22 protein-coding genes are annotated in these 25,962 nt (G+C 44.5%); 15 read left to right on the top strand and 7 right to left on the bottom strand.

Features of this window, described 5'->3' with window-relative positions; all coding sequences use genetic code 11:
- The first annotated feature begins 49 nt into the window (after positions 1-49).
- Both LFYK43_RS13150 and LFYK43_RS00860 read left to right on the top strand, forming a co-directional pair.
- Positions 50-532: a PTS sugar transporter subunit IIA gene (locus LFYK43_RS13150; RefSeq protein WP_439957192.1), complete on the top strand. Its 483-nt coding sequence runs from the start codon at positions 50-52 to the stop codon at positions 530-532.
- Positions 533-544: 12 nt separating this feature from the next.
- Positions 545-2,017, top strand: a complete 1,473-nt coding sequence (locus LFYK43_RS00860) for a PTS transporter subunit EIIC (RefSeq protein ID WP_439957191.1) — start codon at positions 545-547, stop codon at positions 2,015-2,017.
- Between the two features lie 64 nt (positions 2,018-2,081).
- On the opposite strand, the gene LFYK43_RS00855 is transcribed toward LFYK43_RS00860, so the two are convergent.
- On the bottom strand, positions 2,082-2,321 hold the full coding sequence (locus tag LFYK43_RS00855; RefSeq protein WP_124974488.1) for a hypothetical protein: 240 nt from the start codon (positions 2,319-2,321) through the stop codon (positions 2,082-2,084).
- Positions 2,321-3,238 (bottom strand): NAD(P)-dependent oxidoreductase, encoded by a 918-nt coding sequence (locus tag LFYK43_RS00850; protein WP_124974486.1) that lies wholly within the window; start codon positions 3,236-3,238, stop codon positions 2,321-2,323. The genes LFYK43_RS00855 and LFYK43_RS00850 overlap by 1 nt, the downstream gene beginning before the upstream one ends.
- 293 nt (positions 3,239-3,531) lie before the next feature.
- Between LFYK43_RS00850 and LFYK43_RS00845 the strand changes: the two genes are divergently transcribed.
- The 3 genes from LFYK43_RS00845 (at position 3,532) to LFYK43_RS00835 (ending at position 6,379) form a co-directional block, all read left to right on the top strand.
- Positions 3,532-4,737 (top strand): MFS transporter, encoded by a 1,206-nt coding sequence (locus LFYK43_RS00845; RefSeq protein ID WP_124974484.1) that lies wholly within the window; start codon positions 3,532-3,534, stop codon positions 4,735-4,737.
- A 176-nt stretch (positions 4,738-4,913) separates the two neighbouring features.
- Positions 4,914-5,528: a cyclodeaminase/cyclohydrolase family protein gene (locus tag LFYK43_RS00840; RefSeq protein ID WP_124974482.1), complete on the top strand. Its 615-nt coding sequence runs from the start codon at positions 4,914-4,916 to the stop codon at positions 5,526-5,528.
- A 2-nt stretch (positions 5,529-5,530) separates the two neighbouring features.
- On the top strand, positions 5,531-6,379 hold the full coding sequence (locus tag LFYK43_RS00835; RefSeq protein WP_124974480.1) for a bifunctional 5,10-methylenetetrahydrofolate dehydrogenase/5,10-methenyltetrahydrofolate cyclohydrolase: 849 nt from the start codon (positions 5,531-5,533) through the stop codon (positions 6,377-6,379).
- Positions 6,380-6,444: 65 nt separating this feature from the next.
- On the opposite strand, the gene LFYK43_RS00830 is transcribed toward LFYK43_RS00835, so the two are convergent.
- Positions 6,445-7,476, bottom strand: coding sequence for a zinc-binding alcohol dehydrogenase family protein (locus LFYK43_RS00830; protein ID WP_124974478.1), 1,032 nt, complete (start codon positions 7,474-7,476; stop codon positions 6,445-6,447).
- A gap of 272 nt (positions 7,477-7,748) precedes the next feature.
- On the opposite strand from LFYK43_RS00830, the gene LFYK43_RS00825 reads away from it, so the two are divergent.
- Positions 7,749-8,717: a nuclease-related domain-containing protein gene (locus LFYK43_RS00825; RefSeq protein ID WP_158609165.1), complete on the top strand. Its 969-nt coding sequence runs from the start codon at positions 7,749-7,751 to the stop codon at positions 8,715-8,717.
- Positions 8,718-8,762: 45 nt separating this feature from the next.
- On the opposite strand, the gene LFYK43_RS00820 is transcribed toward LFYK43_RS00825, so the two are convergent.
- From LFYK43_RS00820 to LFYK43_RS00810, 3 genes are all read right to left on the bottom strand, one after another.
- Complete coding sequence (locus LFYK43_RS00820; protein WP_124974474.1) at positions 8,763-10,082, bottom strand: replication-associated recombination protein A; 1,320 nt, start codon at positions 10,080-10,082, stop codon at positions 8,763-8,765.
- 1,090 nt (positions 10,083-11,172) lie between these two features.
- Positions 11,173-11,604: an Hsp20/alpha crystallin family protein gene (locus LFYK43_RS00815; RefSeq protein ID WP_124974472.1), complete on the bottom strand. Its 432-nt coding sequence runs from the start codon at positions 11,602-11,604 to the stop codon at positions 11,173-11,175.
- A 153-nt stretch (positions 11,605-11,757) separates the two neighbouring features.
- Entirely contained in the window at positions 11,758-13,512 is a 1,755-nt protein-coding gene (locus LFYK43_RS00810) for an ABC1 kinase family protein (protein ID WP_124974470.1), read from the bottom strand.
- A gap of 351 nt (positions 13,513-13,863) precedes the next feature.
- On the opposite strand from LFYK43_RS00810, the gene LFYK43_RS00805 reads away from it, so the two are divergent.
- Positions 13,864-15,498: a peptide ABC transporter substrate-binding protein gene (locus LFYK43_RS00805; RefSeq protein WP_124974468.1), complete on the top strand. Its 1,635-nt coding sequence runs from the start codon at positions 13,864-13,866 to the stop codon at positions 15,496-15,498.
- Positions 15,499-15,591: 93 nt separating this feature from the next.
- Here the strand turns inward: LFYK43_RS00805 and LFYK43_RS00800 are convergent, their stop codons facing one another.
- Entirely contained in the window at positions 15,592-16,221 is a 630-nt protein-coding gene (locus LFYK43_RS00800; protein ID WP_124974466.1) for a carbonic anhydrase family protein, read from the bottom strand.
- A gap of 181 nt (positions 16,222-16,402) precedes the next feature.
- Between LFYK43_RS00800 and LFYK43_RS00795 the strand changes: the two genes are divergently transcribed.
- The 8 genes from LFYK43_RS00795 to LFYK43_RS00755 all read left to right on the top strand — a co-directional run bounded on the left by LFYK43_RS00795 (position 16,403) and on the right by LFYK43_RS00755 (position 25,753).
- Positions 16,403-19,231, top strand: a complete 2,829-nt coding sequence (locus LFYK43_RS00795) for a sigma-54-dependent transcriptional regulator (protein ID WP_124974464.1) — start codon at positions 16,403-16,405, stop codon at positions 19,229-19,231.
- A gap of 308 nt (positions 19,232-19,539) precedes the next feature.
- Positions 19,540-20,046 (top strand): PTS sugar transporter subunit IIB, encoded by a 507-nt coding sequence (locus LFYK43_RS00790; RefSeq protein ID WP_124974462.1) that lies wholly within the window; start codon positions 19,540-19,542, stop codon positions 20,044-20,046.
- An 84-nt stretch (positions 20,047-20,130) separates the two neighbouring features.
- Positions 20,131-21,123, top strand: coding sequence for a mannose/fructose/sorbose PTS transporter subunit IIA (locus LFYK43_RS00785; RefSeq protein WP_124974460.1), 993 nt, complete (start codon positions 20,131-20,133; stop codon positions 21,121-21,123).
- 31 nt (positions 21,124-21,154) lie between these two features.
- Complete coding sequence (locus LFYK43_RS00780) at positions 21,155-21,961, top strand: PTS mannose/fructose/sorbose transporter subunit IIC (RefSeq protein ID WP_124974459.1); 807 nt, start codon at positions 21,155-21,157, stop codon at positions 21,959-21,961.
- A gap of 20 nt (positions 21,962-21,981) precedes the next feature.
- A complete protein-coding gene (locus tag LFYK43_RS00775; protein WP_124974457.1) occupies positions 21,982-22,911 on the top strand; it encodes a PTS system mannose/fructose/sorbose family transporter subunit IID in 930 nt (309 codons plus the stop codon).
- A 102-nt stretch (positions 22,912-23,013) separates the two neighbouring features.
- Positions 23,014-23,430 carry a DUF956 family protein gene (locus LFYK43_RS00770; RefSeq protein ID WP_124974455.1) on the top strand — a complete coding sequence of 139 codons (417 nt, stop codon included), beginning with the start codon at positions 23,014-23,016 and terminating at the stop codon, positions 23,428-23,430.
- 469 nt (positions 23,431-23,899) lie between these two features.
- Positions 23,900-25,231 carry a group II intron reverse transcriptase/maturase gene (ltrA, locus tag LFYK43_RS00760; RefSeq protein WP_124974453.1) on the top strand — a complete coding sequence of 444 codons (1,332 nt, stop codon included), beginning with the start codon at positions 23,900-23,902 and terminating at the stop codon, positions 25,229-25,231.
- Between the two features lie 312 nt (positions 25,232-25,543).
- Positions 25,544-25,753, top strand: a complete 210-nt coding sequence (locus LFYK43_RS00755) for a hypothetical protein (RefSeq protein WP_124974451.1) — start codon at positions 25,544-25,546, stop codon at positions 25,751-25,753.
- Positions 25,754-25,962: the final 209 nt, after the last annotated feature.

The following is a 25,962-nucleotide window of genomic DNA, read 5'->3' as shown; positions in this document are numbered from 1 at the left end:
CTACTATTTAACTGAAAAGAAAGCGCTTTTATAAAGGAGGAATGGAGCAATGTTTGGGTTTAAGAAAAAAAGTGCTGAGAGTGAATTAAAAGCTCCAGCGGCTGGGAAAATCATCGAGTTGGCAGAGACGAAAGATCCAGTTTTTTCAACCGGAGCGATGGGACAAGGATTCGGTTTGGACCCGACAGACGGCACGATTTACGCGCCAATTAGCGGGACAGTCAGTGTAGTTGCTGATACAAAACACGCAATTGGAATCCAGACGGGCGATGGTCTTGAAGTTTTGCTTCATTTGGGGATCGATACCGTTGAGTTGAAGGGTCAATTTTTTGAGTTGGATGTCAGCAAAGGACAAAAAGTCAGTGCTTCAGATCGGTTGGGTTCCATGGACTTGGAACAGATCAAGTCCAAGGGCTACGAAACAACGATCATGACGGTCGTGACTAATTCCGCCGACAAAGGCATCGAGGTGGTGCCAGAGCCGGGAACGATAGAGGCAGGGCAAACAGCAGCTCACTTGAATCAAAGTTAGGAGGGCAAGATGATGGCTAAAAAAGATTACACGCAGCTGGCAGATACGATCATTAAAGATGTAGGCGGCCCCAGCAATATTAAGAGCCTGATCCACTGTATTTCCAGGCTGCGTTTTTATTTGAAAGATGAACAGGCAGCAGACGATGATGGGCTGAAAAATACCGCTGGAGTCATCGATGTGATTCATGCTTCCGGGCAATATCAGGTCGTGATCGGAACAGAAGTCTCGCATGTTTATGATGCAGTTGTCGAAAAATTAGGCCCTGAATTTGTAGAAGAGAGCGATTCAGACCAGAGTGAAACACAAGATACCGCTGCTGGTCCGCAAAAAGGCAATCTCGTCACGCGCGGTTTTGGTAATTTGATCGGCTTTATTACAGGTTCCATGAGCCCAGTGATCGGGGTGATCGCTGCTTCCGGTATTATTAAAGGGCTTTTAGCCCTGTTGAGCATGCCGCAGCTGGGGACTTTGCTGAAACCAACGAGTGCAGTCTATCTCTCGATCAATGCGATGGCTGATTCTGCCTTTTACTTTTTGCCGATCTTAGTTGGTTTTGCGGCTGCTAAAAAACTGAAGAGCGATCCGATCGTAGCCGCGGTGATCGGCGGTGTTCTGGCTTATCCGCAGATCGTAGATTGGGGTCAGAAGTTTAAGACCATGTTTGAGATCGGCGGCTTTCACTTCCAATTCCTGAATTATACGTATTCGATTTTTCCGATGATTTTAGCTGCTTGGCTTGCTAAGCTGCTGGGCGACTGGCTCAATGATCATTTGCCGAGTTACTTGCAGATGATCTTTACTCCCTTGATCACGGTGTTGGTTGTTTCGGCAATCACTCTGGTCATTACCGGTCCGATCATCCAAGGCTTCGCTAACGGCCTGGCTGACTTGATCAATTGGCTGGTCAAAGCCTCCGGCTGGATCGGTGGACTAGTGATCGGCGGTTTCTACCAGATCTTAGTAATTTTTGGCTTGCATTGGGGCGTTGTTCCGCTGGTTGCCCAGCAGATCTCTGCCAGTGGAGAGAGTGCTCTGAATGCGATCATTTCGACCACGATGGTTTCGCAAGGTGCAGCGGTCTTAGCAGTTGCACTGAAAACCAAAAAAGAAGACCGGAAGACCCTGGGGATCGCAGCTGCGATCTCGGCTTTCTGCGGTGTGACTGAGCCGGCGATTTACGGTGTTAACCTGCGTTACCGGCGCGTCTTCATTTCCGGTCTGATGGGATCGGCAGTCGGCGGTTTGATCACCGGACTGATGCATGGTTCGATGTTTGGCTTTACCGGATCTTTGATCGGCTTTTCATCCTTCTTTGACACTAAAAATTCGGGTGATCTAACTAGTTTCTACGCTTTTCTGATCTCTAGTGCCGCAGCCCTGATCGTTTCGTTTGCTGTTACCTGGTTCTGGGGGTATAACGATCAAATGGAAATGGGTAAGAAAGTTGAAAAGAAGAAACGGCCGGGTACGGCTAATGCATAACCTCTGAATTAAAAAATAGCGGCAAGGACACAGTTTAAATGCCCTTGCCGCTATTTAGTTTGCTTTAAAAATTCATGATTGCGCTGTAAACCAAGATGCATCCGGCTGCGACCATTGTGACACCCAAGATGAGCTGCAGCCAGCTGACAGAAGCAGTTGGTTCATTTTGGCGTGTCTTTTGCTGGTAACGACGAGTTAGACTAGTCGCACCTTTTAAAACCTGCCAAAAACCGTCCAAGATGAAAATAACTGCGATCACCAGCATTAGGATGCTATGGGAGGAACTGGCGGAAACTTCTTTCACTATTTCTGCTCCTTTTCAACTTGCGTATAGGTGTTGATCAGTCCCTGCGTACCCTGATCACCCAAGTCGTAAACATCGACCATGACTTCGTATAATCGTTTGGCATTGGCTGTCGCTGGCAGGTCTAAGCCCATTCTATCCGCTTCTTCTAAAGCAATTCTCAGGTCTTTGAGGAAGTGACGGGAAAAGAAGCCGGGTGCATAATCGTCGTCCAAGATCCGTGGACCATAATTGGAGAGGCTCCAGTTTTGGGCTCCGCCGGCACTTAAAGCTTCTAAAACTTTTTTAGGATCCAGTCCTGCAGCCTTAGTATAAAGCAAGGTTTCAGTTAGACCAGTCATGGTACCAGCGATCATGATCTGGTTAGCCATTTTGGCATGCTGACCGGCTCCGGCAGGCCCGAAGAGAGTGACTTTCTTACTGATCTTTTCGAAGAGCGGTTCAACTTGACGGTAAGTTTCTTCTTGACCGCCGACCATGACTGTCAAGGTTGCGTTCTTCGCACCAACATCTCCTCCGGATACGGGGGCGTCCAGTACACCAATTTCACGCTGTTGACCATATTCAGCAATTTTTTGAGCTAGCGCAGGCTTGCTGGTCGTCATATCGATCAGGATCGTACCTTTCTGACTGCCGGCAAAAATTCCGTAAGCGCCAAAGTAAACTTCTTCAACATCTTGGGGAAACCCGACCATCGAGAAAACGACCTCACTTTGTTCTGCGACTTTTTTAGGGGTAGGAGCCCACGTTGCTCCGGCTGCCACCAGTTCGTCAGTCTTTGACTTGGTTCGGTTAAAGACTGTCAGTTCATTGCCAGCCTGCAGCAAATGCTTTGCAATTGCAGCTCCCATGACACCCGTGCCGATAAATCCGATTTTCATATTTGCTAACCTCGCTTTATTTTTTAATACTTTCATACTCCCTATGATATACCGGGACCTTTCCTTTGAGCAAAAATTTTGCCAAGCGGTATTTTCGGTTGGTTAAAAGCGTCCGGTTAGACTTTGCTTCCTTGAGTCTGCTATACTATTATGGTTAAACTTAACGAACGGATACTGTCTAAAAAAGGCAGCACATAGTTGATTAGGGGACCAAACAGGGCTAAAGTAGGCACGTTTTAAGAATTAAGTCAGCGAAAGTATCTCCACCTCAAAGGCAGAGTACGCGAACTTTTGTGCTTACCATGTCTAAAGATAAAGGGGGAGATCTGTTGTCAAAGACAGTCAAAAAAGCAATTTTTATTTTAATTTTCAGTGAGTTTCTAGTGTGTTTAGGGATCAGCATTGTCATTCCGGTCATGCCGTTTTTAAGAAATGAGCTGCACCTGTCTGCTTTTGATATGGGGATCATGAGTGCGTTATTTGCCTTCGCACAATTTGTTGCCTCGCCTATTATTGGACGGATCTCAGATCGGATCGGACGGAAACCGATTTTAGTTTTAGGTCTCTTTTTATTCGTGATCTCTCAGTTTTTGTTTGCGATCACCAATAACCTAATATTATTCGATGTCTCACGCGTGATCGGCGGGATCGCAGCTGCCATGTCAGTTCCGACTGAAATGGCTCTGGCTGCGGATATCACGACCAAAAAGTACCGCGCCCGCGTGATCGGCTGGTTGTCCGCTGCATTTTCGGGCGGGTTGATCCTTGGACCTGGTCTCGGCGGCCTACTGGCTAATTTCGATTACAAACTGCCATTCTGGACAGCTGGAGTTCTGGGAGCGATCAGCATGGTGGCAATGTATTTCATGCTGCCCAAGGAGCTTGAAAATCAGAGTGCAGTTGAACAAGAAAAAGTTGCCGCTAGTGCCAAAGGGGTGGAAGAACCGCAGAAAAGTATCTGGGAGATCTTGGGCAAGCCGGGGATCATTTTATTTGTGCTGATCTTTATCTCTTCTTTTGGACTGCAAGGATTCGAAAGTATTTACAGTCTCTTCGTAAACCAAGTCCACCACTTTAGTTTGAGCAATATTGCGATAGTCTTAACGATCAACGGCGCTTTGTCCTTATTTTTGCAGGTGGCATTATTTGACTGGCTGGTTGCCAAATTTACCGAAAAGAACCTGATTCGTTACTCATTTTTAATATCCTTGATCGGAACGATTTGGATCTTGTTTGCACAGTCCAAGACTGGTGTAATTTTAGCAACACTGCTGGTCTTTGAAGCTTTTGATCTGATCCGTCCGGCGATCACCACGATGTTGACGAAACTGAGTCCTAAAAATCAAGGTTTCATCAACGGGTTAAATATGTCGCTGACCAGTGTTGGCAACGTTGTTGGCCCGTTGGTTTCCGGGGCTTTGCTAGACTGGCATTCCAGTTATCCTTACATGGTTGTGGCAGTTTTCTTGGCAATTTCATTTTTCTTCACCTTTATGTTGCGCGAACAAAAGGGCGCAGACGTAATTTTGAAATAATTCAATAAGAGACGCTGACTGGATGTGAGTCGGCGCCTTTTTAGTTGCAATTGGCGCTTAAAAACCCGTAAACTAGGGGTCGTGGATAAAAAATAAGCATGGATATAATTACTTGTTTGTTAGACGATCAAGCTAGTAATTTAAATCAGCTGCAAAGATAGAGGAGTGGAGTCAACATGACACAAACAATTGAAAAATTTGCCGCAGATCTCGCTTCTGCTGCCCCAACACCTGGCGGCGGATCGACGGCTGCTTTAGTCGGCGCTTTGAGTAGTGCTTTAGGCGAAATGGTTGGTCACATCAGGCAAGATAAGGTCGGCGAGACGCGTTTGACCGAGTTGGTAGCTGAAATGACGGTCAGCCGGACGCAGATGCTGTCTTTGATCAAAGAAGACGAAGAGGGTTTTGATGCTTTTACTCAAGCGTTGAAATTGCCTAAAGAGACGGACGAACAAAAGCGGGTTCGGACAGCTAATTTGCAGCAGGGATTAGTCAAGGCAGCTCAGCCACCGTTAAAAATCGCGCAGACAGCTACGAAAATTTTACACCAGTTAGAGGAAATGAAAGAATTTTCTTCCAAATCACTATTAAGTGATATTGGCAGTGGTACGGCATTAGCAGAAGCTGCATTAAAGGCTTCAGTCTTGAATGTTTATGAAAATACGCGGATGTTAAAAGATCAGCAGCAAGCTGAAACGTTGAATCAAGAGACAGATAGAGTTTTGAACGAAGGCTTACAGGTCAGCGAAAAACTCTACCCTGAAATGCAAAAAGCTGCCCGAGGTGAATAAATGTGACTAAACTGCTCAAAGGCCAAGATGTGGCAGCTTCCTTATTGGAAAAAGCCGCTGAGATCACAGTACATTTGGAGGTTCCAGCCCAGGCAGCGCTGGTGCGCGTGGGTTCCGATCCGGCTGCGAAGGGCTATCAGCGCAGTGCGGCGAAAATTTTGGACAAAGTTGGGGTCGTACCGGTGGTCCAAACTTTTGACAGTCTGGTATCTTTCGCACGTTTTAAACGGGCTATTCAGCATCTGAATGTGGACCCCAGCATTTCAGCAATTTTATTGCTGAGCCCGTTTCCGCAGCAGTTACCGCGCTTTCAGGTGCAAGATCTGATCACTCCAAATAAAGATATTGACGGACTGACGCGTTCTAACTTGGGCAAAACCTTGGCACCGCGAGTTGATGATCTGGTTCCTTTGACAGCCGCAGCCGTGTTGGAACTGTTGTCTTTTTATCAAATTCCACTGCGGGGCAAAAAAGTGACGGTGGTCGGGGCGAGTCTGACTGTTGGACGGCCATTAGTCAACCTGCTTTTAAGCCGGCACGCGACCGTCAGTGTGTGTGATGAATTTACCCCTAATTTGGCAGAATTTACGCGGAATGCAGATATAGTCGTGACTGCCGTGGGACACCCGCAGCTGCTGAGCGCTGAAATGGTTCAGCCAGGTGTTGTGGTGGTCGATGTCGGGACCAACTATACAGATGAAGGACACCTTGTAGGTGATGTTGATTTTAACGGCGTAGCTGCGAAAGCTGCAGCTATCACACCAGTGCCAGGCGGTGTGGGAGCAATCACTACGGCTCTGTTGGCATACCGCACAGCGCGGATCGCACAAAATAATGCGCTAAAAAGATAAGATGGGTAGGAAAATCCCGGCCAGGCAAGAAAGACTTGCTTGACCGGGATTATTTGCGTGTAGTTTTAATTTTTTGTAATAACAATTTTGCCGATGGTATGGCCGGCTTCGATTTGAGCATGTGCTTTTCTTAATGTTGCGGCTGTGATCCCATGCAAGGTCTGCTGGAGAGTTGTCTGTAAGATACCTGCGTCAAAAAGGGCAGCAGCTTTTGCTAAAATTTCATGCTGACTAAGAATGTCGTCAGTTTGATAGAAGGACTTGGTAAACATCCATTCCCAGGCAAAAGTCACTCTTTTGCGCTTGAGAACTGTCAAATCAACCGGCTTTTGTGTGCTGGTGATCGAACACATCTTGCCGTTTGGTGCGATCAGTTCGACCATCTCATCCCAGTGACCGGTCAGATTATTTAACTCTAAGATATAATCGACGTTTTGTTTGCCCAATCCACGGACTTCATCGACTAGGTCATGGTGATGATCAACGACCTCATCTGCACCGTGTTCCAAGACCCATTTCTTTGATTCATTGCGGGAGGCACTAGCGTAAACGTGTAAACCCGCCCAATGTGCTAACTGGGTGGCGACCGAGCCGACACCGCCGGCACCATTGATGATCAAAATTGATTTTTGTGAATTATTAGTATTGTCGTCTGGATCGATTCCCAGCTGTTCGAAGAGTGCCTCCCAAGCGGTCAGTGTGGTGAGCGGCATGGCAGCAGCTTCTGGATCGGTCAATTTGTGTGGAGCTAAGGCAACGATTCGTTCATCAACCAGCTGAAGCTCGCTGTAACTACCTGAGCGACTGTAAGAGCCGGCGTAATAGACTTTATCCCCCGGCTGGAATAAGGTAACGGCTTTTCCGACTTGAAGGACGGTCCCGACTGCATCAAAACCGAGGATGCGCGGCTGGTCTGTTTGGTCGGTTGCGCCTTTACGTGTCGCAATGTCGACCGGATTCACAGAAATCGCAGAAATTTTGACAAGCAAGTCATGACCAGTTGCTGCTGGAGCAGGCAGCTGGACATCTTCCAGGCTATGCGGGTCGCTGATTGGCAGACTTTTGTAAAAGCCAATAGCATGTATTTTTTCAGACATAATAACACTCCTTTTTGTCTTGAATGATATGTACACTTTAAGGATAACAAATTTGGAGGAAAGGGGGTTAGCAGAAGCATTGATGAGTCGGCAAATCGTGTCAAAGAAAAACGTTTGGTACACAGATTAGCAAAGTAAGTACCAACCGAAAAGCGTTTGATACACAGATGCGAGAAGTAAGTGCTAAACGCAAAAGCTTTGGCCAAAATTTTAAAATAAAAAAAACAAAAATCGCGAATAATTGCGTATTTATAGATAGGAGGGATCATCAAATGAGAAAGCAGCCACCGGAATTACAGTTCTTGGATATCTTGTCGCAGCGAACAAAGCTAACCGCTGAAGAGCAAAGAAAACTGACAGTTCTTAGACGCGGTTACCAAGGAGAGGTCGAGTTAGATCAACTAGTAGAACTTTTCTACCCGCACCCTGAAATGATAATGGATGACCTGACACTAAGTTACTCTGGGCAAATTGTGCAGATTGACAAATTATTAGCTGTGGAACAGACTTTGTTCGTGATCGACTGCAAGAACTATCACGGCAACTATGATTTTAAAAATGGCAGCTGGTTCCGGAATAACAAAGTTTTGCCGCATAATATCTTGGATCAGCTCGACCGTGCGTGTGATACAGTGTTGAGGATTTTTCAAGATAACGGAGTTTTGCTCAATGTTCAAGGAGTGATCTTTTTTTCGGACCCCAATGCTAACATTTCTTTCCAGCAGCCATCCAAACATCTGGTGAAGTTTTGTGGAGAAATGGTTCCTTGGCTGAAACAAATAGAGCACAATGCCACGCAGGGGCCGCAGTCCTTGGGGTGGAAAAGAGTTCTGCAAAACTATCGGATCCCAGCTCTATTCCCTGAGTATGATTGTGATGAACAGCGCTTTGTACAAAAAGGGCTTTGCTGCCCACGCTGTTTTCATTTTAAATGGCAAGAACAGCGTTTTTCATTCATTTGTTCAACTTGTGGATTTGTTGAGATAAAAGAAATTGGGTATGTCCGGACAATTTGTGACTATGGGGTGTTGCATTTTACTAAGGACATCCAACGCCAACATGTATACATGTTTCTGGGTCCCGATTATAAGGAGACCTATCTAAAATTGATGCTCCGCCAGCACTTCATACCTGGCAAAAGGGGTCACTACCTCAATCAAAAAGAGAAGTTTGATTATTGGTTTGCCGATCAAACAGATTATTTTGCACGTGTCCAACAGCGGATCGATTGGCATAAATAAAAGGCCATGGCAGCCTGTACGATGCTGCCATGGCCTTGGCACAACTTAGTGTTCCCTATGCCATTGCTCAATATATTCTAACCGTTGTTTAAACCTAGTTTCTTTGCCCTGGTCAGTAGGCTCATAGTACTGATGTCCCTTGATCTCTGGCGGTGCTGTCTCCATTGAGGTCAGTTTATCTTTGCTTTTGTGAGCATATTGGTAGTCCTTGCCATAGCCCAGGTCTCCCATCAACTTGGTCGGAGCGTTGCGGATCTGCAGCGGCACGGGTAAGTTGCCGTAGGTGTGAACATCTTGTTTGGCAGCCAGCCGAGCTTTGTAGGCGGCGTTAGACTTAGGAGCCAGTGCCAAATAGATCACAGCTTCTGTCAAATGCACGTCACACTCCGGCATTCCGAGAAACTGACAGGCTTGAAAGACGTTAACAGCGACATTTAAGGCATTAGTGTCTGCTAAGCCGATGTCTTCGCTGGCAAATCTAACTAAACGGCGCGCCACGTATAATGGATCTTCACCGCCATCCAGCATCCGCGATAACCAGTAAATCGCCGCCTGAACGTCACTATTGCGCATTGATTTATGCAGGGCGGAAATAACATTATAGTGCTCCTCACCGTGTTTGTCATAGCGCAGGGACTTTTTGCCCAAAAGCATGTGGAGGGTCTCCTGATCGATCGTGACATCTCTTCCGTCACGTTTACCGTTTAAAACCGCCATTTCCAGGGTGTTGAGTGCATTCCGCCCATCACCGTTGGCAAAGGCTGCGATTTCAGCCAGAGTCTCATGTTCGATGTGGATCTGCAAGCCGGGAAATCCCTGCGATGAGTTGAGAGCGTGTTCAAGCAGCTCGATCAGCTCGACTTGTTGCAGTTCATGCAGCACAAAAACTTTGCAGCGCGAAAGCAGGGCAGAGTTTAGTTCAAAAGAGGGATTTTCTGTAGTCGCTCCAATCAAGGTAATACTGCCTTTTTCAACGTAAGGTAGGAAGGCATCTTGCTGGGCTTTGTTAAAACGGTGAATTTCGTCGACGAAAACGATCGTTTTTTCGCCCATTTCGCGCGCTGCCTCAGCTTCTTGCATGATCTTCTTGATGTCTTTGATACTGCTCGTCACGGCGCTAAAAGTTAAAAAGTGGGCTTTGGTTTGTGCCGCAATGATGCGTGCTAAGGTCGTCTTACCGACACCTGGAGGTCCCCAGAAGATCAAAGAGGACAGTTGGTCTTGATCGATCAGCTCTTGCAGCACTTTACCAGGCCCTAAGATGTGTTTTTGACCGTAGAATTCTTGCAAATTTTGCGGTCTGACACGATAAGCCAAGGGCGCATTATTGTTTTCGTTTTGATCAAAAATCGAGGTCTGTTTCACGGGAAGCACCAACTTTCATTGCTAACTTATTTGTCTCCATTATGAAGTCAAAATATGTAAATAGCAAACGTGTGTTTTTTAAAAGCTCGCACCAAAAAAGAGTCTAGAACAAATATTTAAACTTTGCTCTAGACCCTAACTATCTGATGTTGCTATAACTAAACTAAAACTCATTTTTTAACATTTACCTTTTGAAGTCAACCTAAAATTCTTAGTGTCTGGTGTTAACAATTAAAAAGTTCAGGCCCGCAAATCTACTCATACATATCATCTTGGAGGTTCACGTGTTTCTCCTAAGATATTCACACATTATGGGTGCTGAACTTTCTGTGCTGCCGTAAGGAAAGATCGAGTTTCCGCAACTCTTGTTGAGCAAGCATTTATCTTTTGCCTTGTCATCACTTAGCACTTGCTCCTCTGATCTGATTGCGGTCAACACCGGTTATTAAGAGCTCGTGACCGATCAGCTGCGAGTTGACGGAGCTAAAAATCGTCATGTTGACTTCATCACTTCCAATCGACTAAATTTTTTCTGTGGTTGAAACACTACTCATGTTGGTTCAATCACCCTCTATGAGAAGAATCTTTGTGTTTGGATCGTTAGCATGTTGGTTCAAACACCTTCCATCATATCCTCTATTTTGGTTGAATCTAGTTGATCATCATTTGAACGATCTTCTAAATCTTAATAGTAGTACTCTATTCAATTGTCTGACTCACTCACTGAGTCTTGATCTTTCCTTACACCTATTTTATAACACACCACAAATTAGATTGCAACCGTTCTCACCCGGAAATCTGTAAGAAATTAATTGGTTAAAAATGCTGATATAACGGTAAAAATCATCGGTTCATTCAAAAAGACAACTTGTGCAGAATTACAAGTGTTCTAGCAGGAAAGATTTGAAAATTTAAGCTAGTTAACGGAAGATATGACCGAAAACTTTTTTCTTTCTTTACGACTTGGCTCAACAGCAGGATAAAAGGTTGCCAGCAACCTAATTTTTCTTTTTCAAACATAAGTTAGACTTTTGATATAAATTAAACCCCCTAAGCTGTCAGTCTGCTTAGGGGTAGTGTTTCAATGTTTTTAGTCAATTTCGATCCGATGGGTGTTGCTTTGACCGGCTGAAGTTTTCGGTAAAGTTACTGTCAAAACTCCATCTTCATATTTTGCGCCGATCTTTTCATGATCAACATCTGGAAAATTATACTGCCGGGTGAAACGGCCATAACTGCGTTCATTAGCGATCAAGTTGCCTTCCTTGTCACTGCGGTCGGCGAAAGATTCACGTTTGGCAGAAACAGTCAAGGTATTATCCTTAAAATCGATCGAAATGTCTTTTTTGTCAACACCTGGGACATCAATTGCAACGGTATAATCGGTATCTGTTTCGTTGACATCGCTCCGCAATTCTTTAAATGAGTCGCTGAAGTTTAAGAATGGCCGGCCAAAGTTTTTAAAAAATTCCTCGCCTGAATTTGCTAAATCATTGAAACGGTTCGAAATGTCGTTTGCCATAACACTGCTACTTCCTTTCTAAGATAGGTTTGTTGGTTGATCAGCGCCTTGAACAGGTCAATGCCAAGGCGGTTTTCAGCTTGATAATTAAAGGATCCTTCTAACTTTAATAGTAAACATTTTCACAGAAGATGCAATCAAAAACACCTTTTTTCATTTGCGGTTCTTAAAGCGGGTGTGAAGTGAGTAACCGATCAAAAGCAAGATCACAACAAACGAAATGATATAGCCGGTCACTCCGAGCTTGTAGATTGCAGGATGACCGGCACTGCCTTGTACAAGCAGCGATGAGCCTAAGATCAACGCAGAGATGATCAGTGCAGCTACAAGCCGGTCAATGAGTTTGGCTAGGTTAGCAAAAAATGGTTCTTGTCCTTTTAGCTGAATATTCAGTTTAGTCTGCCCGGTGGTCAGCAAGTTGATCAGCTGCTCGATTTTCAGCGGGAATTTAGGCGCGGCTTTTAATGACTGGAAAAGATCCAAGGCTGAGTCCTCAACCAGTCCTTTCCAGCTGAAATGATCTAAGAGATATTCTTTCGCGAACGGACGCGCGACATCCATCATTGCCAAAGTTGGATCTAGTCGTGCAACGATGCCTTCCAGCGAGGCAAAAGCTTTGACTAGCAAAGTGACCTCAGATTTAGCCTGGAGGTTATTGCTGCGACAAAGCTTGATGACTTCAAACAATAAGCTGGGAAGGTCGACTTGGCCTAAGCCCATCTGCATGTATGGCTGTAAGAAGATCCCCAGTTCTTCAAAAAACTTGCCTTGGTCCAGTGGACCTGTTCTGTTGCAGATCGTCAGGATCGCTTGGCCGATCGTGCGGGTATCTTTGGTGTTTAATGCCAGGATGATCTGGATGATCCCATCGACTAGGTTAGGTGTCAGTCGTCCCATCATGCCGAAATCGAGGTAAGTGATCCGGTAGTCGGGCAGATCATCTTTGGCTCTTAAGCTAGTTTTTTTACCGCGGACCTTGCGTTCGAATTCGCGATTGCGGTTATCTTCTTTGATCTCCTCGTGGTCAAAGCGTTTGAACAAAATATTGCCGGGGTGCGGATCAGCATGAAAAAAATTATCGTCAAAGACTTGTTTAACGAAGTTTTTGACGAGTGCTTCAGCTACCGCCTTTCGTTCGGCACGTTGCTGCTTGGCGACCTGCACGTCGCTGCTTAAAGGCTCGTCGAGATAATATTTGATGCTGTCTCCAGGCATGTAGCTGGTCACAAGGACTTTCTGCGCCGAAAGTTCCGCGTAAGTGTGCGGCACACGAATGATGCCGTCTGAGTGATTTAATTCATAAAATTCTTGTCCGTTGCGGATCTCGGTCGCGGTATTGATCTCGTTATACAAGGCGTTTCTGATTTCCTGAAAAATTTCTTCGGGGTCGATCACGCCAATATCCGGTGCGATCTTAGAAATGCTGACAGCTTTTTCAAATAATTCCATATCGGTCTGTACTAATTCTTGGACCTTTGGATGTTGGATCTTGACTACAACGGATGTTCCATCTTGCAGCAGGGCATGGTGGGTCTGTCCAATGGAGGCCGAGGCAAACGGTTGCTCGTCAAACGAAGCAAAAACATCACTGATCTCTTGACCGGTCTGTGTCCGAAAAGTCTGCGCGACCGTTGTGTAATCATCAATTGGAACATTGTCTTGCAAATTGCTGAATTCATGGGTGTAGGCAGGCGAAACCAGGTCTGGCCGAGTTGAAAGGATCTGGCCGATTTTAATGAAAGTCGGTCCAAGTTCCTCGAAACCAAGACGAACTTCGTGCGGCTCTTTTTGCCGGATGAAATTCCGGACCATGTCATGTTCACGGATCACATGGACGATTTCAAGCAGTCTTTGGCGCTTATTTTGACGGGTGATCTCCACTGGAGAGGAAGAAATGTCTTTAACCATGCCTTTGCCCCCTTTAAAGCTAATTACTAATTCAAGTTTTAGCTTTATTTTAGCATTTTTTGCGTCTTAAGGATAACTTCCTCATCCTGCGCAGAAATATTTCCATTCTGTGCTTAAAAATGAGAAAAATAGTGCAAAACTTAAAAATGCTAGAAAAATCCTAATTTTAAAATTAAAATATAGTTACATTCGGTCCAAAACCTTTGAAGGCTTGAAAATACTTGGATATCAATAGTTATTCTTGATTTAACGGTAGAATATTTTTTTCGCAAAAGACTTGAATTTTATGCACAATGATAATATACTTTTAAAAACATTATAAAATGGTTAATGAAAAAAGGAGCAAAGCCTATGAGCTTAAAAAAAGTATTTTCAGCTGGAGCCGTCGTAGTTGTTGCTGGGCTAGCGTTGACAGCCTGTGGATCTAAATCGTCGTCTAGCAGCGGCAATTTAGCTGAAAAACAGGTCCTAAATTGGGATGAGGCATCAGAATTGCCATCGATGGACCCGTCTAAAGCTACCGATACGATCAGTTTTGATATGATGAATAATAGTATGGAAGGTTTGTACCGCTTAGGGAAAAACTCGAAGGTCGAACCTGGACTCGCTAAATCGACTAAAGTTTCTAAAGATGGTCTAACATATACCTTTAATTTGCGTAAGAACGACAAATGGTCTGATGGCGACCCGGTAGTAGCCCAAGATTTCGTCTATTCCTGGCGCAGAACACTGGATCCAAAAACTGGTTCAGAGTATGCATACTTATTTGACGGTGTCAAAAATGCCAATGATGTCATGAATGGTAAGAAACCGGGGACTGCATTGGGAATCAAGGCAGACGGCAAATACAAACTGGTTGTGACTTTAGATAAGAAATTACCATATTTCAAATTGCTGATGGGCTTCCCATCTTTCTTCCCGCAAAGCAAGACTGCGGTTGATAAATACGGTTCTAAGTATGGTACTGCTTCGAAGTATATGGCATACAACGGACCATTTAAGATGACCGGCTGGACGGGTTCGAACTTGAGCTGGTCATTAGCTAAGAACAGCAATTACTGGGATAAGAAAAATGTTAAGTTAGATCAAATCAACTTCAAGGTCAACAAGGACACATCAACTGCCTACAACTTGTATCAGTCTAAGAAACTGGATGAAACATTCCTGAGTACTGAACAAGCCAAGCAACTGTCCAGCAAGCCTGATTATCAGGTCTTGAAACAGGCACGAACAAGCTACTTGGAATTCAATCAGACTCAAAAAGTTTTCCAAAACAAGAAGATCCGTCAGGCAATTTCTTACGCAATTGACCGGAAGCAGTTAGCTAATAAAGTGCTTGGTTCAGGAACTAAAGTTTCGAAAGGGATCGTTTCATCCGGTCTGCAGTCATATCAAGGCAAAGACTTTGCTGATGCAGCTGCAACTAAAGAAGGCGTAACGTACAATAAGAAGAAAGCTAAACAATTGCTCAAGGAAGGCTTGAAGGAAACTGGCCAAAAGAAATTGAGCTTCACACTTTTGGGTGATGATACGGATGTCTTGAAGAAAGTTACAGCCTTCATTCAAAGTCAGTTGGGTGAGAACCTGGGCATTGATGTTAAGGTTCAAAATGTACCATTCAAGACACGTCTTGATCGTGCGAAAACTCAACAATTTGATGTTGTCGTTGGTTCTTGGGGCGCTGATTTCTCTGATGCGATCAGTTTCGTCGACCTCTTTACCTCTGATAACTCATACAATGATGGTAAATGGAAGAACGCTGAATACGACAAACTTGTTCAAGCTTCTAAGACGACAGACGCTGGCAACAAGCAAAAACGTTGGGACGACTTAGTTCAAGCTTCTAAGATCTTAAACCGCGACCAAGGGGTTGCTCCACTGTATCAGTTGAACCAGCCGACAATGGTTAGAAGCACAGTTAAAGGCTTGATTCAAAACACAGCTGGTGTTACCAACAACTGGAAGGAAACTTACATTGCTAAGTAATTAGATACAAGCGGGGGTCTGTCAAAAGGACCTTGACAAATAAAGCGGGCTGCTGAAATCAATTATGGTTTCTGCAGCCCGCTTTAATAATTTCTATTGCAGGTAAAGGACGATCTTTCTGCCATTTTGAGCTTGCAGCTTGCGATGGTTTTCCGGATAGTCCAAATGAAGTGCTTCTTTTGAAGCTGGTGAGATTAGGTGAGGAGAGGTCATGACGATCCAAGTGACATTTGGGGTTAAAGGCGGGGTCGTCAAGGAGCCGGTATAACGCACATAGGAGAGGTCGCTGCTGAAAAGTTGAGCAAGCTCTTCACTTTCGGCTTGACCGCTATAGATCCGTGCCAAAGGCAATTTTTCCGGCTGTTCCGCTTGGATCTGACACAGAATCGCCAGGACCAGGTTTTGCCCATTTTCTCCCTGGTACACTAGGTGGATCTCTCCGTCTAGCCGCTGTCCGTTAAAAGTGTGCTCACTGCCGTCATGAAAATGCAGACGTTGCAGTGTATAGTGCTCGCTTCCAAGCTCTAAACTTCCATGTGCTAAAAACTGATCGCCGTTTTCCTGGACTTTTTTTGTAATTGGGTCATTGGGTTTAAAAACGGTTTTAAGCGGTTGTTTGGACCAAGAAATCTGCTGGATCTCGTTGAGTTTCAAGTCGATCGGTGATTCGTCTTGGGTCAATGATTCCCAGCTGTCTTGCAGTCCATAATCAAGATATTGCATTTTCTCTCTCCTGTTGCGCTGAATCGGTGAATATTTTTCTTTTTTTCATTATAGCAGAAATAATTATGATCTGAACTTTGCGGTTTTTTGATTGGAAGTGTAATAGAGGCGTCAAATAAAAGCTAGTGTGTTATAATTGATACAGTAATTTCACAACGGTTTATTTGAAATGGGGACAATTATGACAAGGCAAGAAAAAATCCTTGAGTACCTGCAACAGCAGCCGGAAGCTGTGGAACAAGGACTGACGACCTTGGAAGTTTCTGAAGCGGTCGGACTGATTCGTTCGAATGTCAGCAAGGAATTAAACGCACTGGTCAGAGAAAATGTGTTGGAGAAATCTCAAGGTCGTCCGGTCCGCTATCGTTTATTGGAGGCTGGGGGGAAACTTAATAGCTCTGCTGTCAAGTCGGCGGCAAACCAAGCAGCAACTGTTGCTGCAGTTGCTCAAACTGGCGATGCCGACTTCGCAGAAAAGACTGATTTTTTTGAGACTATGATCGGCCGGCGGGAAAGTCTAAAAAACCAGGTCGAGCAGGCTAAAGCAGCGATTTTGTACCCGCCGCATGGACTCAATGTTTTGATCACCGGTCCGACTGGATCTGGGAAAACGTACTTTGCGAATGCGATGTACCAATTTGCAACCGAAAAAAATGTCTTGGCTCATCCCGAAATGACAGTTTTTAACTGTGCCGACTATGCTCATAACCCTCAATTATTAATGTCACAGCTCTTTGGCTACACTAAAGGGGCTTTTACCGGCGCAAATGAGGAAAAAGACGGGTTGATCCAGCAAGCCGATGGCGGGATGCTCTTCTTAGATGAAGTTCATCGCCTGCCGCCGGAAGGTCAGGAAATGATTTTTTATTTCATGGACCATGGGACCTATAACAAATTAGGCGAATCTGGCAAAATCCATCATGCCGATGTTCGTTTGATCTGTGCTACGACTGAAGATCCTGAAAGTTCCTTATTGCAGACCTTTGTGCGGCGGATCCCAATCATGATCCAGATGCCGGCTTTCCAAGATCGGACGATGCGTGAACGTGTTTCCATGTTAAAACGACTATTAACGATCGAAGCCAACCGGATCCACCGGGACATTCGCTTAAACGAAGATGTTGTTCAGGCTTTAATCGGCAGCGTGACATACGGTAATGTCGGCCAACTTAAATCTAACGTGCAGCTTGTCTGTGCGCAAGGCTTTTTGAGCAGCATCGATAACGAGCAGGAAATCAAGCTCTATTTCGACGTGATGCCGGCTAATATTAAAGAAGGCGTGCCGCGCTTAGCCGCGAACCGAGAAGAGCAGAGCCGCTTGACTAAATTGCTAGATCCGACCTTGCTGATCCATCCGGATGACTCGACTGCGCCGGCGGTTGCCTCAACCGATAACTATGAACTTCCTTATAACCTATATGAAGTGATCGGTGAAAAAGCACAAGTTCTGCAAGATGAGGGCCTAGATCAAGCAGCAATCAACAATTTCATCATGACCGACATCAACGTCCATTTAAAATCTTTTTACAAAAATGCTAAATTTGACCGGACGGAAAAAAGCTTCACGGAAATCATTGACCAAGATATTATTGATGTTACGACTGAGATCGGCAATTTTTTGCAGGATGAACGCTATGAAGTCGGAGAAAACTTCCTCTATGGGATGAGTCTGCATATCAGTTCGTTTATTAAACGTGTCCAATCTGGCAAGCCATTGCGGCGGGTCGCCAACAATATTATTTCCATGGTAGATGATTATCCGCGAGAGTTTAGCATGAGCCAGGAAATCAAGAAAATGTTGGAGACTCACTATCAAATGCCCGTGCCGGACTCGGAATTATACTACTTGGCGATTTTGCTGGCTTCATTAAAAGCAGAACCAAGCAGCGGCAAAGTAGGGATCGTGGTTGCCGCCCATGGCAATAGTACGGCTTCGTCGATGGTGCATGTTGTCCGGCAGCTTCTTTCTGCTGACAACTTAGCTTCATTTGATATGGCGCTAGAAGTTGATCCGCAGACTGCCCTCAAGGGAATTGCAGATAAAGTCAGACAGATCGATCAGGGCAGCGGGGTCTTATTACTGGTTGATATGGGTTCTTTAGGGACTTTTAATAGCAAGTTAGAGGAAATGACTGGGATTCCTGTTAAGACGATCGATATGGTGACAACTGCGATGGTGCTTGAAGCCGCCCGTAAATCTTCACTGATCGACAGCAGCTTGGACATGGTCTACCGCGAAGTCTCAGATTTTAATGGGTATTCGCGACCGTTTTCCACAGAGCCGAATGAAGAAGATGAACTGAGTGTGGGTGATTCCCGTCCGCGTGCGATCGTAGCCTTGTGTGCGACGGGTCAAGGAACGGCTGAAAAAATCAAGGAGATCTTAGATAAGATTCTAGTGGACCATTTGATTGATGATATTGTGGTCCTCCCGATTTCTGTGATCGGCATGGACCAAACGATCGAAGATTTGAAACGAAAATATCAAATTATTGCAACGACCGGCGTCACGCGGCCTAACCTGCCTGTTCCATTTATTTCACTCAAAGATCTGCTGCAAGGCGGTGGTGAGAATTTCGTTGAGATGCTGGAAGAAATGAGCGAAACGGATGAAGAGACTGTGGGTGAAGCTTCGTTGAATAATTCAGAAAATTTGACTGAGAAAAAGGCGCAGCAATATCTTGGCCAGTACTTTACTTTTATTAACCCGCAAAAACTGATCGGTGTGCTGTGGCAGTATTGCGACTATCTTGCTGCTAAGGTCGATTTTGACTTTACGAACTCCTTGCGGATCAGCGTTGTCATGCACTTAGCAGGCGCAATTGAACGCTGTTTGCTTCGTTCGCCTTTAACTGCAACGACTGAAGAAATGGCTGGACTGGAAAAGGAAAACCTATACCAGACGGTTCAAGACGCAGGACAGATCATTGAAGGAACGTTGAATTTAAAATTTCCGCCAGAAGAAGTATACTATATCGTCAAATTACTCGATACAGAAATGACAAAATAAGATACACTATCTCTCTGATACACTAAATTGTGTATCAGAGAGCTTTTTTAATTTTTTTTAAACATTGTTAGAACAAGCTTTACCTTTGATACACAAAAGTTGGCACGGAATTTGCTATATAAAAGGTGGAGCTTTTTGAAGTTGAGTCTATAGTTTGTGTACTGCTGGCCCATGAATTTGTTATCATAATTATTTCGCTTTTTGCTGGCAGCGCCGAGAGCTATAGATGATGCTTTGAAATTTCCACAATGTATTTTTGTCGTGGTGGCAGTGAGTTGAACTTATTTGTTAGGTAAAGGTGGTTAAGAATGGAAATACGGTTGCTGCGTGTTGATAGCCGTTTGCTCCATGGGCAAGTTGCAACTAATTGGGCTAAGGTTTTGAAAGTTGGCCGAATTATTGTGGTCTCTGATCAAGTTGCGCGGGATAATATCCGCAAAACTCTGATCAAGCAAGCCAGTCCACCGGGGATCAAGGTCCATGTGATACCTCTGATGAAAATGCTGCGAATCTATTTTGACCCGCGCTTTAACAGCTTTAAAGCACTGATCTTGGTTGAAGATCCGGCTGATGCTTGCTTTTTAATCGAAAACGGGATTCAAGTCGATCAAATCAACATCGGCGCGTTAAGCTTTGAAAGCTCGCGCAAGATGGTGACCGACAGCATTTCAGTTAATCAAAAGGATATTGCAGCTTTACAGTGGATCCACGATCAAGGGATCAAGTTGGATATTCGCAAGGTTTACGGGGATTCTTCCAAAGATCTCTGGAAGATTTTGCGAGAAAAAGGCTTGGTTGAAACTACTAAGCAATAAGGTCAACTCTTAGAAACCAGATGAAAATACAAGAATAGATAAATCCGGGAGACCGGAAAAATTTTATTGTGGGAGGTACACAAAATGGTAGGTATTATCCTAGCGAGCCACGGAACCTTCGCGGAAGGCATTTACCAGTCAGCTGAAATGATCTTCGGCGAACAGGAAAATGTCCAAACGGTTATTCTTGAGCGCAGCGAAGGTCCGGATGATGTTCATGCCAAGCTGGAAAAAGCAGTCGCTTCTTTTGACGATCCAGACCAAGTATTGATCTTAGTTGATCTGTGGGGCGGCACACCATTCAACCAGGCTAGCAACGTCTTCGAGGCGCATAAAGATAGTTGGGCAATCGTAGCCGGCATGAACTTGCCAATGGTTATCGAAGCTTATGCTTCACGTCTTTCAATGGATAAAGCACAAGACATTGCTGCTCATATCATTGAAACAGCTAAGGATGGGGTCAAGGTCAAGCCAGAAGCTTTGCAGCCTAAAGAAGCTGCAGCAACTCCTGTTGCTAATGACGGACAACCAAAAGGCGGTGCAATTCCTGAAGGAACTGTGATCGGTGATGGCAAGATCAAGTATGTTCTCGCCCGTGTCGATTCACGTTTACTGCACGGTCAAGTTGCAACATCATGGACTAAGACAACTGCTCCTAACCGGATCATTGTTGTTTCTGATGGTGTGGCACATGACAACTTGCGTAAGAGCATGATCGTTCAGGCGGCTCCTCCTGGAGTTAAGGCTAACGTTATTCCTTTGGAGAAGATGAAAGAAGTTGCCAACGATCCTCGTTTTGGCAACACTAAAGCTTTGATCTTATTCGAAAACCCAGAAGATGCATTAGCAGCTATTAAAGGCGGCATGGATCTCCAGGAACTTAACATTGGTTCAATGTCACATTCAACTGGCAAAGTTGCCGTGAATAATGTTTTATCCATGGGACCTGAAGATGTTAAGGCTTTTGATGAATTGAAGAAATTGGGCATTAAATTTGACTTGCGTAAAGTGCCAGCTGACAAGCGCGGCAACTTTGACGAATTAGTTGAAAAAGCTCGTAAAGAATTAGGTTTGTAATCCGGTTAAAATTGAAAAGGAGGGTTATTTCATGTCAGCTATTTCTATGGTATTAGTAGTGATCGTGGCGTTCTTCGCCGGCATGGAAGGTATCTTGGATCAGTGGCAATTCCATCAACCATTGGTAGCATGTACGTTGATTGGTTTAGTTACTGGACATCTGACTGAAGGAATTATGTTGGGCGGTTCATTACAAATGATCGCCTTAGGCTGGGCTAACGTTGGTGCCGCTGTTGCGCCTGATGCTGCTTTAGCTGCTATTGCTTCTTCTATTATTTTGGTTCAAGGTGGACAAGGTGTTAAGGGTATTGGTTCAGCCGTAGCTATTGCTATTCCTTTGGCTGTTGCTGGTTTGTTCTTAACAATGCTTGTTCGTACAATTACAGTTGCTATTGTTCATTTGATGGATAAAGCTGCCGCAGAAGGCAACTCAAAAATGATTGATTTCTGGCAATATCTATGTATTGGTTTGCAAGGTTTGCGTATTGCGATCCCTGCAGCACTCCTCTTAGTTATCCCTGCATCATCAGTGCGCAGCATGCTTGAATCAATGCCTGCATGGTTGAGCGATGGTATGAGTATCGGTGGTGGGATGGTCGTTGCCGTTGGTTACGCAATGGTTATCAACATGATGGCTTCCCGCGAAGTTTGGCCATTCTTTATCATTGGTTTCGTTATCGCAGCACTTTCCGATCTGACATTGATCGCTATTGGTGCTTTGGGTATTGCTCTTGCTTTGATGTACTTGTCACTCGATAAGGGCGGCAGCGGCTCAAGCAACAATGGCGGCGGCAGTAATACTGGCGACCCATTGGGCGATATTCTGGATGACTATTAAGATAAAAGGAGGGAAAAACAATGGCTGAATCAGCAGTTAATGAAAAGAAAATTACTCTGACGAAACATGATCGTTGGAAAGTTGCTTGGCGTTCACAATTCCTTCAGGGTTCATGGAACTACGAACGTATGCAAAATGGTGGCTGGGCTTACTCAATCATCCCTGCTATCAACAAATTGTACAAGAAAAAAGAAGACCGTGCCGCTGCTTACCAGCGTCATTTGGAATTCTTTAACACTCATCCATACGTTGCACCGCCAATCATGGGTGTGACATTGGCCTTGGAAGAAGAACGTGCTAACGGTGCCGCAATTGACGACGCTGCGATCCAAGGGGTTAAAGTTGGTATGATGGGTCCTTTGGCCGGTGTTGGTGATCCTGTGTTCTGGTTCACTGTTCGTCCAATGATCGGTGCTTTGGGTGCTTCACTTGCCTTAGGCGGAAGCATCATGGGTCCTTTGTTGTTCTTCGTTTTGTGGAACGTTATTCGTCTCGCAACGATCTGGTATACTCAGGAATTCGGTTATAAAGCCGGTAATGCTATCACAGAAGATCTTTCTGGCGGCTTGCTGCAGATGATCACTCGTGGCGCTTCCATGATGGGTATGTTTGTTTTGGGTGCTTTGATCGAACGCTGGGTTAACATTAAATTCACTCCAGTTGTTTCCAGCATTCAGCAGCAAAAGGGTGCATATATTGATTGGAAGAACTTGCCAAGTGGTACAGAAGGTATTCACAAGGCATTGTCAGATCAAGCTTCCGGCCTTTCTCTGGAAAGAATCAAAGTTACAACCTTGCAAGACAACTTGGACTCATTGATCCCTGGTCTTGTTCCGCTGCTTTTGACTTTCCTTTGCATGTGGTTATTAAAGAAGAAAGTTTCTCCAATCGTGATCATCTTAGGTATCTTCATTGTTGGTATCGTCGGTCACGTTATCGGATTGCTTTAATATAAGTTATTAACGCTTTATCGGTCTCATTGTGATTGAACAATGGGGCCGATTTTGATATAACGGTATTAGTTGTTAAAGAAGGATTTGGAGGATTAACCAATGTTCGGGAGAACCAAGAAAAAAAGAAACGAACGAGTCCAGTCGCTAAATAGTAAAGTTGATCTGATCATTCCTGGCACCTCACATATGGGAATGAATGACTACGGTCAGATAATGGTCGGCGACAAGGCTTTTGAATTTTATGATGACAGGGATCCGCAAAAATACATTCAGATCCCGTGGGATGAAGTTAGTTTAGTCGTTGCGTCAGTTTATTTTGGCGGCAAATGGATCCCCCGCTTTGGTTTCCAAACTAAACGCAACGGTATGTTGAACTTCTCGTCTAAGGAGCCTAAAAAGGTTCTGCGTGCGGTACGAGTTTACATTGAGCCTGAAAGGATCGTGCGCTCGTTGACCTTCTTTCAAGTTATTACTCGTGGTATTAAATCGATCTTCACTAAACAAAAGAAAAAGTAATTTTGAGCCTAGACAGTCACAGCTGTCTAGGCTTTTTTAGGTGCGCCCGGCAAGGGCAGTAACTAGGCGGTGTGAGTCCGCTGTGAGCCGTAGTGGTCGGTATCACGAGTCGAAGGCAAGGGTGTCTATCGCGAGGTAGAATCTGAAGGAAGCACTAGACAAAACATCGAATCGATGTACAAGAAGTGGCTAAAAGGCTGAAAACGGTAGGATGAGGTTGCCTAACAAACCGAAGTCCTTGACCACTCGAAACCGTCACAGTAAAGCCAACGGTTTGATGTGAAAGCTACTGTTCTTACCCGGGGAGGTCTGTCACGGCGGTTCCCTCAAGCCGGAAGTTAATTCTGGCAGGAACAGGCTTAACAGTAATGTTGGGTCGTCCATGACAGAAGTCAGCCGAGGCCATAGTAGCCAGTAATGGTGAAGGGCTGAACAACAATAATTTTGATTCATCCTGGAGGTGGAAACAATGCGACAATCGCAGAAAACAGGAGCGCGTAGTATTGTTTCTGGTGAACAGAGAATTCAGAATGGCTTATTACGTGAGAAGATTTTAGACCGCAATAATTTAAATGCGGCCTATAAGCATGTCAAACGTAATAAAGGAGCTGGGGGAATCGACGGCATGACCGTTGAAGAACTCGGTCCTTACTTGAAGGAAAATAACACAAAGTTGGTGGAAGAGTTGCGCTCTGAAAGCTATCAGCCCCAGCCGGTCAAGACAGTAGAAATCCCTAAAGCCGACGGGTCAAAGCGCAAGCTAGGGGTCCCAACGGTTGTCGACCGTGTGGTTCAACAAGCCGTAGCGCAACAACTCATACCAATCTTTGAACAGGTATTTTCCGACAATAGTTATGGCTTTCGACCACATCGCAGTGCAAAAGACGCAGTGCGAAAAGTGGTCAGTTATTACAATCAAGGCTACCACTATGTGGTCGACCTAGATTTAAAATCCTATTTTGACAATGTCAGCCATGACCTGCTGATTAAGTTTCTTGGAAACTACATCAACGAACCATGGATCCTGCATCTGATTCGTAAATTCTTAACGAGTGGTGTGATGAGTGGTCAACTTTTTGGAAAGTCCGTTAAGGGTACACCCCAAGGTGGCAATATTTCGCCATTACTGGCAAATATCTACTTAAACGAGCTGGATAAAGAACTGACCAAAAGAGGGCATAAATTTGTGCGCTATGCAGATGACTGTAATATTTACGTCAAAAGTAAACGTGCAGGTGAACGCGTTCTGAAAAGTATCACACAGTTCTTGGAAAAGAAGCTCAAGGTTAAAGTGAATGCAGAGAAGACGCAAGTCGGCTCTCCTCTAAGGCTGAAGTTTCTGGGCTTTTCTCTGAGTGTGGGGCGCAATGGCGCCTATCCGCGCCCTCATCAAAAGGCCAAGCAAAGAATTAAACAAGAATTGAAAAGAATCACCAAGAGAAATCGAGGCGTTAGCCTTGATAAGATTTTGCATGAAATCAAGCAAAAAATGCAGGGTTGGATCCAATATTATTCAATTGGGAAGATGAAAATCTTCCTTCAACATTTAGATGAATGGTTGCGTTCGCGCATCCGACAGTACATCTGGAAGCAGTGGAAGAATATTGGGACCCGGTTCAAAGCACTGGTCAGATTAGGCATGAGCCGTGAACAAGCCAAAATCTACGTGAATACACGGAAAGGATACTGGCGTAACGCGCACAGTAAAACATTGTTGATGACCATAACGAACAAAAGACTGACACAACGAGGACTATTAAACATGTCCCAGTTGTATCAGTCAATTCAAGCAAAAGCTTAAGTTGTTGAACCGCCGTATACGGTTCCGTACGTACGGTGGTGTGGGAGGTCGATAGTGTGAACTATCTCCTACCCGATTCACATTTGGAATAGTAGCGGGTTTTTAAATAGACTTAAGTGCAATACTGCTGCTTGCTGTTTGTTATCCAGTGCTCGAGCAGTTAACTTATCAAGATAGCTGATCATCTTTTGGCGAAAAACTATTATTTGACGAAGATTTAGAACAAAACAAAGTTTATATTTGAAGAATATATAGATGCTAATATTTATAGAAAGAGGAGATCCTGAGACTTTTACCAGAGGGTAAGCGCAAATGGAAGCGCTTGTGAATAAAAAAAGCAAAAAAGTGTTGACGATAGGCTTTTTTGGCGGTATATTATTAAACGTTGTTGTTAAACAACAAGCCGCATTGATAATTTATTTAAAAAAAGTTGTTGACATTCAAATTTATAGTTGCTATACTATGAAAGTTGTCGTTGCAACAAAGGATCTTGAAAAGCAATTGAGCGTTTCATCATTCTAATTAAATTATAATTGACAGATGATTAAATTAGTGATATTATTTAATAGTTGTCAATTGCGACAATCAAAAGTAGATCTTTGAAAACTGAACAAAGTTTCGACAAATCAAATGTGTGAGGTCGCTTACCGAATGGTAAGTGCAAACAACAGTTGCGAAGTCAATTCGCTAGTAAAATTTATGAGTCACAAACTTTTAAAATGAGAGTTTGA

It is taken from the genome of Ligilactobacillus salitolerans, from assembly GCF_003864415.1.
Taxonomy (GTDB): domain Bacteria; phylum Bacillota; class Bacilli; order Lactobacillales; family Lactobacillaceae; genus Ligilactobacillus; species Ligilactobacillus salitolerans.
This window is presented reverse-complemented; position numbering and strand designations above follow the sequence as displayed.